Annotated in this window: 10 protein-coding genes and 1 pseudogene; 10 read left to right on the top strand and 1 reads right to left on the bottom strand. The window is 51.5% G+C overall.

Features of this window, described 5'->3' with window-relative positions; translation table 11 throughout:
• From lepB to HMPREF9473_RS26315, 5 genes are all read left to right on the top strand, one after another.
• Window positions 1-707: signal peptidase I (lepB, locus tag HMPREF9473_RS15610; protein WP_006781121.1), on the top strand; the 707-nt coding region annotated here is incomplete at its 5' end.
• A gap of 1 nt (window position 708) precedes the next feature.
• Window positions 709-8,445 (top strand): hypothetical protein, encoded by a 7,737-nt coding sequence (locus tag HMPREF9473_RS15605; protein WP_006781120.1) that lies wholly within the window; start codon window positions 709-711, stop codon window positions 8,443-8,445.
• 16 nt (window positions 8,446-8,461) lie between these two features.
• Entirely contained in the window at window positions 8,462-9,169 is a 708-nt protein-coding gene (locus HMPREF9473_RS15600; protein WP_006781119.1) for a hypothetical protein, read from the top strand.
• Window positions 9,166-9,723, top strand: a complete 558-nt coding sequence (locus HMPREF9473_RS26320) for a hypothetical protein (protein WP_006781118.1) — start codon at window positions 9,166-9,168, stop codon at window positions 9,721-9,723. The genes HMPREF9473_RS15600 and HMPREF9473_RS26320 overlap by 4 nt, the downstream gene beginning before the upstream one ends.
• A gap of 49 nt (window positions 9,724-9,772) precedes the next feature.
• Entirely contained in the window at window positions 9,773-10,369 is a 597-nt protein-coding gene (locus HMPREF9473_RS26315; RefSeq protein ID WP_006781117.1) for a hypothetical protein, read from the top strand.
• Here the strand turns inward: HMPREF9473_RS26315 and HMPREF9473_RS28220 are convergent.
• Complete coding sequence (locus tag HMPREF9473_RS28220) at window positions 10,358-10,534, bottom strand: hypothetical protein (RefSeq protein ID WP_242830813.1); 177 nt, start codon at window positions 10,532-10,534, stop codon at window positions 10,358-10,360. The genes HMPREF9473_RS26315 and HMPREF9473_RS28220 overlap by 12 nt on opposite strands.
• A 52-nt stretch (window positions 10,535-10,586) precedes the next feature.
• Here HMPREF9473_RS28220 and HMPREF9473_RS15585 point away from each other — a divergent pair, with 52 nt between their 5' ends.
• The 5 genes and pseudogenes from HMPREF9473_RS15585 to HMPREF9473_RS15565 all read left to right on the top strand — a co-directional run bounded on the left by HMPREF9473_RS15585 (window position 10,587) and on the right by HMPREF9473_RS15565 (window position 15,008).
• The gene (locus HMPREF9473_RS15585; protein ID WP_242830812.1) at window positions 10,587-11,162 is read left to right on the top strand and encodes a hypothetical protein; all 576 of its coding nucleotides are present in this window, start codon (window positions 10,587-10,589) and stop codon (window positions 11,160-11,162) included.
• A 71-nt stretch (window positions 11,163-11,233) separates the two neighbouring features.
• Window positions 11,234-11,902, top strand: coding sequence for a hypothetical protein (locus HMPREF9473_RS15580; protein WP_006781115.1), 669 nt, complete (start codon window positions 11,234-11,236; stop codon window positions 11,900-11,902).
• Window positions 11,903-11,936: 34 nt separating this feature from the next.
• Window positions 11,937-12,131 carry a helix-turn-helix domain-containing protein gene (locus tag HMPREF9473_RS15575; protein ID WP_006781114.1) on the top strand — a complete coding sequence of 65 codons (195 nt, stop codon included), beginning with the start codon at window positions 11,937-11,939 and terminating at the stop codon, window positions 12,129-12,131.
• Window positions 12,132-12,265: 134 nt separating this feature from the next.
• Window positions 12,266-13,650 (top strand): annotated as a pseudogene (locus HMPREF9473_RS15570) (MATE family efflux transporter).
• Window positions 13,647-15,008 (top strand): MATE family efflux transporter, encoded by a 1,362-nt coding sequence (locus HMPREF9473_RS15565; protein WP_006781111.1) that lies wholly within the window; start codon window positions 13,647-13,649, stop codon window positions 15,006-15,008. Before HMPREF9473_RS15570 ends, HMPREF9473_RS15565 begins: the two are co-directional and overlap by 4 nt.
• Window positions 15,009-15,121: the final 113 nt, after the last annotated feature.

Below are 15,121 nucleotides of genomic sequence, written 5' to 3'. Positions count from 1 at the left end.
AAAAAGAAAAGAAAATCTCTCATTTTCGGAACGTTCATTTTGGAGGATTCGATGAGAACCAGATCATCTGTTACCTGTGGGATATTGTGAAATCCGTGGAGGCGGCGCAGGATGCGGATTCCCTTGCCAGGCTGGGGAAGCAGCTGCGCAGCCAGATTCGGGTGGAAATCCGACGCTATTTTGTGAGACGAAGGCGCAGAAATGTGAGAATGGCGTTTGGCGTGGCGGCGGTGATTGTCTGTATTGCGGTTGTGTTTGGCTGTTTGATTGGAGTGGACAGGGTGTCAGGAAATTCCATGTATCCGTATTTGAATCACGGGGACTGGATTGTATATAGCCGGATAGGTGAAAAGTATCAGAGGAATGAGGTTATCGTCTTTGAAAAAAATGGAGAGAGCATGGTAAAGAGGATAGCGGGCCTGCCGGGAGACCGGGTGGAACTCAATTCATCGGGAAGCCGTGTGGTAGTTAACGGGCAGGAGATTCAGGAAGATTATGTGACGCTGTCAGATGCAGCTGCCGGAGATAAGAACGAGAAAGCAGAGGAGCCGCCTGGAATGACACAGACAGTGATGAACGGGCAGTATCTGGTACTAGGGGATAACCGCAGCGTCTCAATTGATAGCCGTGACAGCAGCATTGGAACGGTACCATCCGAAGAAATACTGGGAAGAGTAATTTTAATTATCAGGGGGAATAGAGGATAACATGAGCCGTTTTATATTACATACGAAAACAGGAAAGAAGGAATACCTGAAATATCTGGCAGCTGGCATTGCCTGTATTGTTTTGGTGGTGATGGCAGGGTATGCGATTCACAACATCGGGACGGCCAGAGCCAAGAGCCGGGAGTTGGTGCTGCTTCACACAGAGGAGGAGTTTGCCCAGTACCTGCTGGATACGGAAAGCGAGGAATATAACCTGAATGGAAGATATCAGCTGGAGGAGGATTTGGACTTAAGCTGGCTGGAATATTCCATTGGGACGAATATAGAGCCGTTTACCGGAAGTTTTGATGGAAATGGCCATGTGATAAGCGGCCTTGGGAGACCGCTGTTTGGAGTGATGGAACACGCGGAAGTGGAGCATCTGTTTTTGAGTGGGGCGGAGATTGTGCATCCGTTTACGTATTATGACGGAGAACGGTATGTGGACGGATATGGAGCACTGGCGGCCTATGCGGTTGACTCCTCTATTCGAAACTGTGGGATGGAGGGAGCAATCCATACGGCAAGCCCGACAGAGGCCGAGTATCAAATAGGAAAAGCCAGCCCGGCAGATGCGGAAGAACTGAAAGGGCCGGGAGTTCTGGAAACGACGGATGCAGAGGCAGGAAAAGAGGAAAGTACCGGAGTTTCAGGGGAGGCTCCGGAGGGGATGGAGACATCAACCCAGGGACCAGGAAACAGCGGAGAACCAGGAAACAGCGGAGAACTAGGAAACAGCGGAGAACTAGGAAATAGCGGAGTACCAGGAAACAGCGGAGAACTAGGAAATAGCGGAGAACCCGGAGACAACAGAGAACCAGGAAACAACGGAGGCCCGGGAGTGGAAACAACAGATGCGGAGTCCCTGGATTCCACATCAGAAGGAGAGGAAAACCAGGAGGGAACCATTCCACAGGAATCAACAGCGGCGGATTCCTCAAGACCCGGAGGCTCGGACACAGGTACCACCGAATCCGGAACACCGGAAATGAAGCCATCAGAGCCATCCGTGGAAACGTCCGGCACAGACAGTTCAAGTTCAGATTCCGCTTCAGAATCCGAAACTTCCGGAACAAGACCATCAGAAGCCCAGCCATCGGAACCAGAAATGGGAACACCTGATGCAGACAGACCAGCTCCGGGAACATCCGAAACTGGACAGTCAACGCCGGGAGCGGGGGCTGGCGGAACGGAGGCGGGAACATCCGGAACGGAAACACCAACATCTGGCACGGGAACATTGAAGTCCGGTATAGGAACATCAACATCCGGTATAGGAACATCAACATCCGGCACAGGAACATCAACATCCGGCACAGGAACATTAACATCCAGCACAGGAACATCTACATCCAGCACAGGAACATCCGGAGCAGGAACAGGTAATCCAGGAACCGATGCATCTGGCAGAAAAGTGGCAGACAGTACGGATGTAAATGCGTTATCGGAGACAGCAGGATACATTCCATTGACCAGGCAGAACCTGAAATTAAAAGTATCAACCGTAATAGACACGGATGTCCTGGAGATGGCAAGTCCATCGGATGCAGAGGAGGACAACCCTGATGAAACAACCGGAGACATCCCAGGACAAGACCAGGGAGAAGAGATTCCATCAGATAGGGAAGACACACAGATTCCAGATAAACCGGAAGAATCCATAGATGACCCCGAAGAATACATAAATGGCCCGGAGGGCGATATCTATATTCTGGTAGTAGCTGAGAGAATCACAGCCGGCGGCCTCGTGGCGGAAGTGGCAGGAGATACTCAGATTTCCGACAGCTTCACTTTGGTGGTCATCAGCTCAGATTCCGATGACACAGACAGTTATACAGGTGGAATGGCCGGAATCATTGGAACCTCCGGACAAATTGAAAACAGCTATGTGGCCGGAAGTATGGAGACAGCCGGAACTGTCGGAGGATTTGCGGCCCTCCACGAAGGTTTTATCCAAAACTGTTACTCCACAATGATTATCAGTGGAAATGCCGACACCTGCGAAGCCTTTACCGCGGCAGGGGGAGGAATCCTTGATGGCTGTGTCTATGACAGCCAGATGGCCTGCGTGGACAACGGGATAATCAATGAGGGGAATGACAATCAGGAACCCCCAATAGATAGAATTGGTGAACCAGCTAACGATACGGAGATAGCCGGAGTATTGGATACCGACAGAACAACAGATACAATCCCTCCGGAAGAGGACCACACAGGCATGAAGCAGATTGGCCCAGGAGAGTGGGTGGAAACAGAGGACAGTGTGGAAGAAAATGAAGTGCAGCAGAATGAGAAACTTCAAGCGTTCAGCCAGGATGTACAACAGGACACAACCCCAAATACACAGTCAGTTACGGAACAGGACACACAGGAAAATGCTCAGCAATCCGTGCCGAAAAATCCGCAGGAATTCGCTCACCCATTCTCTCTGAAAGGTCTGAACACTTCAGAAATGTCTGGGTTCGAGACTCAGATTCCCGGTAACTGGTATCTGACGGAAGGCGCATATCCGCAGCTGGAATTCTTTGCATCAAGCGAAAATGAGTTAATTTCTTCCAGCTCCCGTGCCTCTGTTATCGCATTGAAACTGCCGGAAGGAACCACCCTCGTCGACATTTTCAAGGACGGCGACATTATCCTTCCGTCCGAAGTGGATGGTCAGGAAATTGAGTGGGAGGCCGAGGGCGGTGTCACAATCGATGCCAACAGCCAGGTGACAGTGAGAGAGTCCGCAGCTTCCATCCGCCATGAAGTCCCGGAGGTGGGAAGCGCACTGGAGACACTTCCTGAATCGGAGGTGTCAGAGAATCCGGAGGAGGAACCAACAGCGTCAGAGCGTTCAGAGGAGGAATCAGAAATATCAGAGAGTCCGGAGGAGAATCGAACGGAAGAAGAGACCGCAATGCCGGAATCCGGAGAACCAACTTCCGCTGCCCCCTCCAGTCAGCCTAGTGAGGAAAACAAAGCCGAATCAACCGGAAATGTCAAACTGAAAGCATCCGTAGGCGGAGTCAGCAGAAGTTTTGCTCTCATGGCTGTGGAGCCGAGGGAAGCGGCATTTAATAACTGGGGAGAAGTTGGCGCAGATGTGGAAGCCGGAGGAACGATTACCGGGGTCAGCAAGCCAGTTGTAAACAGTGATGGTTTTTATGAGATAGAAAATGAAGAGCAGTTCGGCTGGGTTGCTTATCAGGTGAACGATTTGGGTAATCAGACAATCAAAGTAAAACTTATGAGAAACCTGAATATGTATGGCAGCAAATATACACTCTACACCGGGGAGCAGAACCTGGAAAATATTGAAAGCGCTTTGATGTGGAGTTGTATAGGAACGGACTCCAGGCCATTTAAAGGAACGATTGATGGAAACTGGCATGAAATAGATGGACTGTATATGATAACAGCTAATGGCACCGGATTGGTGGGAAGAGCGCAAGGGGCTGTCATCAGCAGGCTTGGAGTGGGAATAAATAGTGCGATTAAGGGCACATCATGGCCATGGGGCTGTGCTATGTTTGTAGGATTTGTAAATTCAAATGTTAGCAACCCAATAACGATAACAGATTGCTATAACCTGGGAACGGTGGAAGCCATTGCTAATTACACGAGTGCATTTATAGGTGATGATGTTGACGGAAGTAATTGGGGAACGGTTAAAAACTGTTATAATGCAGGTTCTACTCAAAGGTTTTCAAGTGGAAACCTAATAAATTATTCGAACTGTTATGCAGATATTACCAGAGACCCCAGAAATGGAGATGGCAACGGAGGTGCGGTGAAACTCACAACGACCCAGATTCAATCATGGGCGTTTGCCTATAAAATGAATGGGCAGAACATGGAAGGCGGCTGGAAATTCACAGAAGGAGAATACCCAGGCTTTGGAACCCTGGACCCGGCACCCAGCTGGAGTGCGGTAGCTCAGGGAGTTAAGGATGGTTTCGTCACGGCAACTGAGGCATCAACAAACACAGACGGTGCCTATGTGATTGACACCGCTGAAAAACTGGCCCTGTTCGCCTATGATGTGAACGCCGGTACCAAGACAATGGCATCAGCAAGTCTCACTACAAACATAGATTTAATGGGCCGCAAGTATGGCGGAACCGCCGATGCCCCGATCCGATGGACGCCCATAGGTACGGCTGACAATGTCTATCAGGGAGGCTTTGCGGGACCCAGTGTGATTGCCAACATGAGAGTGGAGCAGGCCGGTGTCGGCGGGCTGTTTGGTTATGTGGGAAGCGGAACAATGCTATATATGGTGGGACTGGATACCAGCTGTTCGGTAACAACCACTGCGCCGGCCGCTGGCGGGAATTCAGGAACCGCGGCAATGGTCGGGATTGTGAACAACACTATGGAGCAGTCCGCATCACTGGTCATATTTATGTGTTACAGCCGCGCGTCTGTCTCCGGGCACAGCAGTCACACAGGAGCCTTTGTTGGACAGGCCATGGGTACCCTTAATAGCAGTATCGTAAATGTGATAAGGAACAGTTATGCAGCTGGTGCGCTCAATACGAGTTCCGGAACCGTGGGAGCGCTTGCCGGAAATATCTCTGTTGGCGACAGCAAGGGAGATATCGAAGATAGCTATTGGGATAAACAGACCAGCAGTGTTTTATCCCTAAATGCGGTAAGCCAGGGGAATCCCATGCTGTCGAATGTCGGTTCCAAAACCACCGCTGAGATGAAAAGCGATGCATTTCTCAGCCTGTTAAATAACGGAGGTGGTTCCTGGATACGGAGCGACGATAGAAACAACGGATACCCATCCTTCAGCACGGCACCGGCCGTCTATACCAGCTGGGAGGACGTGGGACAAGCAGCCCCGGCCCCCTCCAGCCGTTACCCATCCAGTTCCATAACACCGGGAACAGCGGGAAACCCTTACCTGATAAAAACCGCGGAGGATTTAGCCTGGTTTGCCTATCAGGTAAACAATGTTGCAGACCGCAGCAACTTATGCGGAGAACTGAGAAACGATATCAACTTATACGGTTCCTTTTACAACGGAGAAAATGCCTATGACCCAAACGATTCGTCGGCAGGTATCGACAAGGCTCTGCGGTGGGTACCGATAGGCAGTGATGCGGATGGAAAACGGTATACAGGAACTTTCAACGGAAACTATCATACCATTACTGCTATGTTGGCAAAAGACAGATCCGAGGGAAACCAGGGGCTGTTCGGCACGCTGGGCGACAACGCCGTTATCAAGAAAACCGGTATTTCCAACAGCTGGATAGAGGCGGGAAGTGCTGGGGGTGGCGGAGGAATTGCCGGATACGTGCGGGGAACCAACGTTGTGATAACCGAGTGCGGAAATAAAGAAGGAAGTTTAGGTGGATCAGGCCTGTTTTCTGGAGGCTGTGTCGGCTTGGCAAATGGTGAGTCGAGCCTGATTCTGGATGGATGTTATAACGAAGGAAATATCAGCGTACCAGACGGAATGACGCTGGGCGGTATCATCGGCAACGTACCAAGCGGTAATGCTCATCGAGTAGTCATTCGAAACTGCATGAACAGGGGGAAGGTGGAAGGTGACTGTTATGCTGGCGGAATCATAGGGTCTGCGGTTTCCGGGACAATAACCGTAACCGGATGCTGGAATGCCGGAACGGTGTCGGTGGTGTCGTCCATTGGCAGTAGTGCGAGCTCTATTATCGACGATTATTCAGGCAGTGCCGATGATATCAAGGACTGCCTGATAGATGAAAATTATAATTATGGAACCAATGGGAACAGTCTGGTGGTAAAGCCAGAAGTTCTTGGAACCTGGGGAGCCGCATGGCGGCTGAATGGAGGCAGTTTAAAACAGACAACAGGCCTCTCCTGGACTTACGATAAGACGAGCCCCTATCCGGTCTTAAACACCACAGGCCTGTCATCCGCGGAAAGCTGGGAGCAGATAGGGGAAGCGCTGGAATATGGTCTCCTCAAAGATATGGAACAGCCAGCCGGAGATGGCAATACCAACCCGTATCAAATCCAAACAGCCGAACAGCTGGCCTGGTTTGCCAGGAAGGTCAATATAGAACATATTTCTTCCAGTAACCAGAACATAAAACTGGCAAAGGATATCAACCTTTTTGGAGAAACATATACCGGGTATACCGGTGAGAAAAATTTGGCCAACATAGAGAACGCACTAAAATGGTCTCCTATTGGCAATTATTCATATCCCTATCAAGGGACCCTCCATGGGGGTAAAACGGAAATTGATGGGATGTACCTAAATGGTGACAGTTATCTTGGACTGGTAGGGGTGGCACGATACCCGGCCAAAATCATGGAACTGGGAATTGGAGCTAATTCCAAAGTAATCTGTAACGGTAAATTTAGCGCTCTGTTTATGGGGGCTATCCTTTCCAACAATAATAATCTGGTGGAGATTACCAGCTGTTATAACCTGGGAAGTATTGTCGGTGGAGGAGAATATATAGCGGCTTTTGTGGGCGATGATATACAAGGTTCTAATACGTCCGTTCTTTCAAACTGTTATAACGCAGGTGATACTACAGCCTTTGCTTACCTAAGCGCCGGAAAAATTGATAATTGTTATGCGGATGTTACGGGAAACAGTAATAATGCAAATTGTGAAAAACAAACAGGAAGCGGTGTAAAAGAACTGACTACAACGGAGATGAAGGCCAATGGGGTGGTTAATTCCCTTAACACCTACAATGGAACCCTGAAAACCGGAACAGACAGAGTCTGGTACACCAGTCTGGACACTGAAAAGACGAAAGGCTATCCAACCTTCCAGGCGCCGAAAACAGTAAAAGTAACCTTTGAACCGGATACGATGGGAGCTGATGGGAAGGAAGTAACCTTGCCGGGATACTTAAGAATCCTGAATATGAAACTGCGGGCCATTGGTCTGACCGATGAGAACTTTACACCAGGGGTTGTACCTGCGTCGGACAGCGAATTCCAGCTTGTTGCGGAAGGCAGTATCAAAGGTACAGACAGTGGATATAGCAGCTATGGTTATACAAACGCCAACAAAAATGTGGCTGTCAAGGCCGGGACTGTGGATTTGCAACCGGTGGTATCGACAGCCTCGCTGAATAATCCGGTCACATCACTGGGAACCGTGGATAAAGTGGCATTAAATATAGCAGCCGCTTATACCAGGGGCACCCAGCGGAATCTTCTTCTGGAAGGGGCTTCGGGTAACGACCGTTATGAAATCTGTATTGCCATAGCGGGAGTAACCAGTAAAAGTCTGGTAGTGGATTTACCGGTTAGTGTGGCAATGGAAGATGAACTGATGCCGGATGGAACCGAGAAGACTGCATACAGTGCGGACACCACCATCAAAAACAGCCAGTATTATCCCATGGAGGGAAAGATACTCAAAGCGGTGCCGATCAGCAAGACGGACAGAACCGGCTACCAGGCATTGAAGCCGATTGCGAGAGATGCGGGTTATGGAAGCGGTCAGATATACAATGCCGGAGTCAAACTAGGAATCACGAATCCGAAGACAGGAAGCGGAGTCATCAGCGGGAACCTGTATTATAACCCGGACACGCCAGATACGAATCCCTGGGTGAAATACCAGCTGAAAGCCGCCGGAGGCACCCTGCCGTACCGCTATCTGGTGAAATACAAGGCAGACCCGTACTATGACAGCGAGCATCCAAACTTTGGATACACCATCAGTTACCAGTTCGGCGTCATGGCGGATGATTACAGCGCGACGGCCGGAGCCGTGGCAGGACAGTAGACGGGTGGCAGGATAGATGAAAGAACAGAAGAGAAATCAGGAAAGCCAGCGGGAAAATTTACAGGAAGGCCGGCAGGCGGACTGGAAAGAAAGACAAAAGGGAAAACGGCAGGAGAGCCGGAGGGAAAAACAACCGGAGAACGGGCAGATTGGAGTTGGGCAAATTTCCGGCCCGGCCGGAGCGAAGACCAGCCGCTCCAAACACCGCCACCGCAGAAACCGGTGGATATCCATGACAGCCGTGCTGCTGTTCCTGGCAGTCGGATCAGCCGCCGTTGTGTCCTGTTATGGGTTCCCCACACTCATTCAGGCCCAGTTGGATATCCGCCCGGAGAAACATGCCAAAAAAGGAACCCTGGCATCAGGAGAACCAGGGGAAGTAAAACCGGTGGAAGCCGGAAGCTTCCGGGTGATGCTCAACCAGCTGCCCACCATAGAGACAGGCAGCCGGGACTGCAACATTGAATATGAGAACCCGGAGGAGAACCATTACAGTTCCAGAATCAGTCTGTATCTGAAAGAAACCGGCAGACTAATAGGCGGCACCACCCGCGTGGACCCGGGATATTACGTGGAAAGCATACGGCTGAAAAAGAGTCTGCCAGCGGGGGAATACCCGGTCACAGTCAGAATTGAATTGTTTGAGGAGAAGATACCAGCCGGTGAGATGTCTATTGATATCACATTGCGGATCATAGAAAAACAGGAAGGAGAGACAGGATGAGCCACAGAACCAGCCACAAACGGACAAGCGTAACCCATATAAATCTGCTGGTCATCGGCCTGTCAGTCCTGTTCTGCCTGGCGGTGCTGGTGGCAGCCGGATACATGGTATCCACCCGCACCCAGCCAACCCAGGCCGTTGCAGAACCCGTTTCCCTGGTCGCCGAAGGCAATGTGAAAACAGGAACCCTGAACCAGGACCCAGAGAAACGCCAGGAGGAGTTAAACCAGGTGGTGGAGGAGGGCATGCTGGCCTTCTCCATTAACGCCACTCCGTTCATGAAAAACGGGACCTCCACAGCCAACCTTCTGATAGAGAACCCACTGGGCAATGGAAAGCGGTTCACGATCACCATCCAGAGAAATGACACGGAAGAAGTCATCTACCAGTCCGGCTACCTGGACCCGGAGCAGTACATCGATGATGTTCCTTTGGATGTGGCGCTCCCCAAAGGAGAATACCCCTGCACGGCCTATTTTGACGCCTACCGAATTGAGGACAACGTCTACATCGGAAGAGCCGGGGCAGAGATTAAACTGTATGTCCTAGAGTAAGCCCGGATGCCCTCCGGGCACTGGGCAGAAAGCAGGGAGGTGAAAGGAAATGGAGATGGCGGAAGAAACACAAATCAGAGAGAGCCGGGGCAGCCGCAGAGTAGCCCCCGGCGGCAGAAACAGAAAACCAAATATCAAAGTGCTGGCCTTTCTCCTTCTGGCCGTCTGCTGTATGGCAGGAGCCGCCGCAGGCGTTTATTTAAGCCGTCAGAGGGCCGCCCCGGTATCCCAGCAGGGACTGACTTATGAGGCCAACGTGGTATCCGGGGACATCCCCGGAAAGACGAGGGAACAGCGCCAGAAAGAGCTGGACAGCGTAGTGGAGGAGGGCATGCTTGCCATGTCCATGAATGTAACTCCCTTCGGGAAAACCACCGGAGCGGACCGCTCCATCAACTGGATGATAGAAAATCCCTCCAACCAGGGAAAACTGATCCGCGTGGAAATCACCTGCGACGACACCGGGGAGAAGATATTTGAGACAGGAGCCATCCGCCCGGGAAACTATCTGGAGTCCGGCCCATTACTCACACCTCTTCCCGCCGGGGAATACGACTGTACTGCCGTATTCCTGGCATACCAGGAGGAGACCGAGACCCTGATGGGACAGGCCGCCGTCAAAATCAAACTGGTCTTACAGGAATGAAAGGAGGGAAACGCTTATGAACAAGAATAGGAAACAGAACCATAGAATATCCAGTAGGTCAGACATGACCGGAATCGCCGGAAGCTCTGGAAGCTCCAGAAGTTCCAGAAACTCCAGAATCGTCGGAAGCTTCAGGATATCCGGAAACTCCATAATCTCTATCATCCGGGCTATTCTCCTTGCGTTTGTCCTCTGCACCGCACAGACCGGTCCAGTTTTGGCGGAGGCAGAGATGGGCGATGTCACCTTCCCCATCCAGGATTCCAGCGCGGCGCAGGACTCTGTCCTGACCGGCAACATCAATGTGGAACTGTTATCCATCGCCCTTCCGGCCGGCGGCCTGGAGTTCACTGTGGACACATTAAGGGAATTCAGCCTGGACAATCCCGGCGGCCAGTTTGAGGACATGGACCTGCCAGTCATGAACCGTTCCAAAGTTCCCATCCAGGTAGAAGTCTCCCAAGTAGCAGAGGTGACAAAAGGCGACCTGCATTTCGAGGATAAATTCTCCGACCAGGAGAAGCAGTCCTTCCAGCTGGTAGACCAGATATCCAAGGTAGGCCCCATGGGAACAGCCATCCTGGTACTGGGCGTCTCCGGCCAGACATACAGCACTGCCCAGGAATTCGAACGGCAGGCATTTCTTCCAGGAAGAACCGGCAGCATTTACATCACGGAAATCCCGGCGGAGGAGACCGTACACCTGAAACTGTACGGAAAAGTGGCCCCAGATTTCTACGGACAATACCAGTTCACCGTCCGCCCCACATTAAAAATCAGCGCAGCCAGATAACAGGAACCGCCGGCTGGTTGATATAAAGCAGCAAAGCATTAAAAAGAAAAAGGAGTAGGAGGATTCACACAATGAAAAGAGGAAAAAGAGCAGCAGCGGTGGCATTGGCCATCGGATTGGCAGTGACGGGAAGCATGGCATCTTTTGCAGCCAATGACAAAGATTTGGTAGAAGGAAACTATGGAGGCGTAACCGATGGTGAGGCAAAGTCCGTCTTAACAGGAACCATCAAGATTACCAACATCCAGGTGAAGGTGCCGATAGCGGCCAGCTTCGACATCGACCCCAACGTAACCGTGGCGGCCGACGCAGCAGTCACAACCAGCAACAACCAGATCATAGCCCAGGCCAGCAATTACACCATAACCAACACATCCAAGGTCCCGCTGGTAGTCAGCATCACAGGCGTAAAAACAAAGACTGGCGCAACGGAAGACACGCCGACTCTTGTCAATACACTGAATGACCTTACGGGAAAAAATGTGATGTTTGCGATTGGCAAAAGCGGGGACAGCATCAAGTACCCATCCGCCGCCGCGGATAACACCAGAAAATGGATGACGACAACAACCGTCACCACCGACTCCCCCTATCAGGTAGCATCCACCGCGGGAGACAATACCCTGGCGCCGGAAGGCACATTAAACATGACCCTGTACGGAGCCACCGGAGCCGGCTGGAAAAACGGAGACAGCTTCCAGGTCATCCCGACCTTCACCATCGCACTGCAGAGTTCATAAGACTTAAAAATCAAACCACAAGGAGGTAACCCATATGGCAACCAGAATCCCATGCACCCCATTCGGCAAGAAGATGAAAATCGCAATGGTAGAGCAGGACATCCCCCAGCAGGAGCTGGCGAAACGTCTTGGCATCGCCAACTCCACCGTCAGCGACATCATTTACGGCCGCAACCAGTGTGAGAGAACCAAAGAGCGCATCGCCGAAACTCTTGGAATTCAAGGATAGTGAGAAACTGAGCCAGCACTGCGAAATCAACAGTGCTGGCTCAGTATTTTTTCACAGTGTTCCGTAAAATTCTTGTAAAATTCCTGAAGTAGAGATAGAATAATACAATATGACAAAATTTGGAGAAAACAGGAATGGAAATCAGGGAAGAGGAACGGAAAAATGATTTTTCCAGGGGAAGCATCATTAAAAATATTATGAACCTGGCTTTGCCGATGACGCTGGCCCAGTTGATTAATGTGCTCTATAACATTGTGGACCGCATCTATATAGGAAGAATTCCGGAACACGCCACATTATCACTGACCGGTCTGGGACTCTGTCTGCCCATCATTTCGATCGTGATTGCATTTGCCAATCTCTTCGGTATGGGCGGGGCGCCGCTGTGCTCGATTGAGAGAGGGCGGGGAAATGAGGAAGAGGCGGAGCGGATTATGGGCAATTCCTTTGTGCTGATGCTGGCCACGGGGGCGGTGCTGACCGTGATTGGGCTGGCTTTCAAGCGTCCCATTCTCTATCTGTTTGGAGCCAGTGACAGTACGTTTCCCTTTGCCAACCAGTATATCACCATCTATCTGCTGGGAAATGTGTTTGTGATGGTGGGCCTTGGCATGAACAGCTTTATCAACTCCCAGGGCTTTGGAAAGACGGGAATGCTGACGGTCCTTCTGGGGCGGTGGCCAATATTATTCTGGACCCAATTTTTATATTCGGACTTCATATGGGAGTGCGGGGGGCAGCGCTCGCGACGATTATCTCCCAGTTTCTGTCGGCTCTCTGGATTGTGAAATTCTTGACGGGCCAGCAGTCGATTCTGCGGCTGAAACGCTCCTGCTTTGGGCTGGAGGCGGCGCGGGTCAAACAGATTGTGGCGCTTGGAATGTCGGGATTTACCATGTCCATCACCAACAGCATTGTGCAGGTGATGTATAATGCCAATCTCCAGCAGTTTGGCGGGGATTTGTATGTGGGTGTCATGACGATTATCAACTCGGTCCGGGAGGTGATATCCATGCCGGTCAACGGCGTTACCAACGGGGCGCAGCCGGTGATGGGATATAACTACGGGGCCAGGGAGTACGAGCGGGTGAAGAAATCGGTTATCTTCATGTCAGTGGTCTGTATTTTGTATACAACTGTGATGTGGGGCTTCGTCCATGCATACCCGGAGTTTTTTATCCGGATTTTTAATAACGACAGCGAGATTGTGGCGGCAGGGGTACCGGCCATGCAGGTGTATTATTTTGGATTTTTCTTTATGTCGCTGCAGTTTGCCGGGCAGTCGGTGTTTGTGGCATTGGGGAAATCGAAGAATGCGGTGTTCTTCTCCATTTTCCGGAAGGTCATCATTGTGCTGCCGTTGATTCTCATTCTGCCAAGGTGGTTTGGGCTGGGGACGACGGGCATTTTCATGGCGGAGCCAATCTCCAATCTGATTGGCGGCGTGGCCTGCTATGTGACCATGCTGATTACGGTGTGGCCGGAACTTAACGGCAGGAAGAGGGGCAGAAAGGCATGAGTGGAGACAGGATACCTTTATTTTCCAGGGCGGCTATCAGGAGACTGATTCTGCCGCTGATTGTGGAGCAGTTTCTGGCGGTTACCGTGGGTATGGCGGATACGGTGATGGTGGCCAGCGTGGGGGAGGCGGCGGTGTCCGGCATTTCCATTGTGGATACGCTGAATATTCTGCTGATTAATGTGTTCTCAGCCCTGGCGACCGGAGGCGCGGTGGTGGCGTCCCAGTATCTTGGGCGGAAGGACGAGAAAACGGCCTGTCTGGCGTCCAACCAGCTGATTCTGGTGGGGCTTTTGTTGTCCTCCGTGATAGCGGCCCTGGCCTTGGTGTTTAACCGGCAGATTCTCACCGGCATTTACGGAAATATTGAGGTCCAGGTGATGGATTATGCCAGAACCTATTTTTATCTGACGGCTCTGTCCTTCCCGTTTCTGGCGGTGTATAACGGGTGTGCGGCCATCTGCCGTTCCATGGGGAATTCGCAGATATCCATGAAGGTGTCTGCATTGATGAACGCCATCAATATTGTGGGAAATGCGGTCCTGATTTTTGGATTTCATATGAAGGTGGAGGGCGCGGCCATTTCCACGCTGACGTCACGTGTGGTGGCCTCTGTGATCATGGTGATGATTGTGAGAAATCCAAGGCTGCAGCTGCATATTGACGCACGGCTGCGGCTGGGGTATAACCGGAGGCTTATCGGGGAGATTTTACATATCGGTGTTCCGGTGGCGGTGGAGAACGGTCTGTTTCAGGGAGGAAAGCTTCTGGTGGCCGGGCTGGTGTCCAGCTTTGGCACGGTGTCCATTGCGGCCAACGCGGTGGCGGGGACGATTGCCTCGTTCCAGGTGATTCCGGGCAGCGCCATCAGTCTTGCCATGGTGACAGTGGTGGGACAGGCGGTGGGCGCCAGACGGTACGAGGAGGCCAGGAAGTATGCCCTGAAGCTGTGCGGTACCGCCATGCTGGCGCATCTGGCGATCTGTCTGCCGATGACGCTGTGTCTGCCACAGATTATCGGTTTTTACGGGATGTCGGCGGAGACCACCAGACTGGCTTACCTTGTCAGTTTGATTCACGGCATCAGCTGTGTGGTGATCTGGGCGCCGTCATTTGCCCTGCCCAATGCCCTGCGGGCGGCTGACGATGTGAAATTCGTGATGCTGGTGACGTTATGTTCCATGGGATTTTGCCGGATTGTGATGAGCTATGTGCTGGGGAGATATTTTGGAATGGGATTGGTTGGCGTCTGGACAGCCATGATTCTTGATTGGGTGGTGCGCGCCTGCATTTTCGGCTGGAGATTCTTCAGCGGCGGATGGCTGAAAAAACAGAAAAGGCTGGAGCAGATTTTGTGAAACTGACTATTGACAGATGGGGAAATTTGTTTGATAATGGTTAATAAATTTGATGACGTTGCATACCGCCGAGCATCAGGAGTGGTCTTACCACAACGCCATAGGGGAAAGGA

Source organism: Hungatella hathewayi WAL-18680 (assembly GCF_000235505.1).
Lineage (GTDB): Bacteria > Bacillota > Clostridia > Lachnospirales > Lachnospiraceae > Hungatella_A > Hungatella_A hathewayi_A.
The sequence above is the reverse complement of the archived record's forward strand: the minus strand, read 5'-3'. Positions and strand labels throughout refer to the sequence as shown.

Coding starts and splice junctions, on each gene's coding strand:
- HMPREF9473_RS15605 (WP_006781120.1), top strand. CDS start 709: ATGAGCCGTTTTATATTACATACGAAAACAGGAAAGAAGGAATACCTG.
- HMPREF9473_RS15600 (WP_006781119.1), top strand. CDS start 8,462: ATGAAAGAACAGAAGAGAAATCAGGAAAGCCAGCGGGAAAATTTACAG.
- HMPREF9473_RS26320 (WP_006781118.1), top strand. CDS start 9,166: ATGAGCCACAGAACCAGCCACAAACGGACAAGCGTAACCCATATAAAT.
- HMPREF9473_RS26315 (WP_006781117.1), top strand. CDS start 9,773: ATGGAGATGGCGGAAGAAACACAAATCAGAGAGAGCCGGGGCAGCCGC.
- HMPREF9473_RS28220 (WP_242830813.1), bottom strand. CDS start 10,534: ATGATAGAGATTATGGAGTTTCCGGATATCCTGAAGCTTCCGACGATT.
- HMPREF9473_RS15580 (WP_006781115.1), top strand. CDS start 11,234: ATGAAAAGAGGAAAAAGAGCAGCAGCGGTGGCATTGGCCATCGGATTG.
- HMPREF9473_RS15575 (WP_006781114.1), top strand. CDS start 11,937: ATGGCAACCAGAATCCCATGCACCCCATTCGGCAAGAAGATGAAAATC.
- HMPREF9473_RS15565 (WP_006781111.1), top strand. CDS start 13,647: ATGAGTGGAGACAGGATACCTTTATTTTCCAGGGCGGCTATCAGGAGA.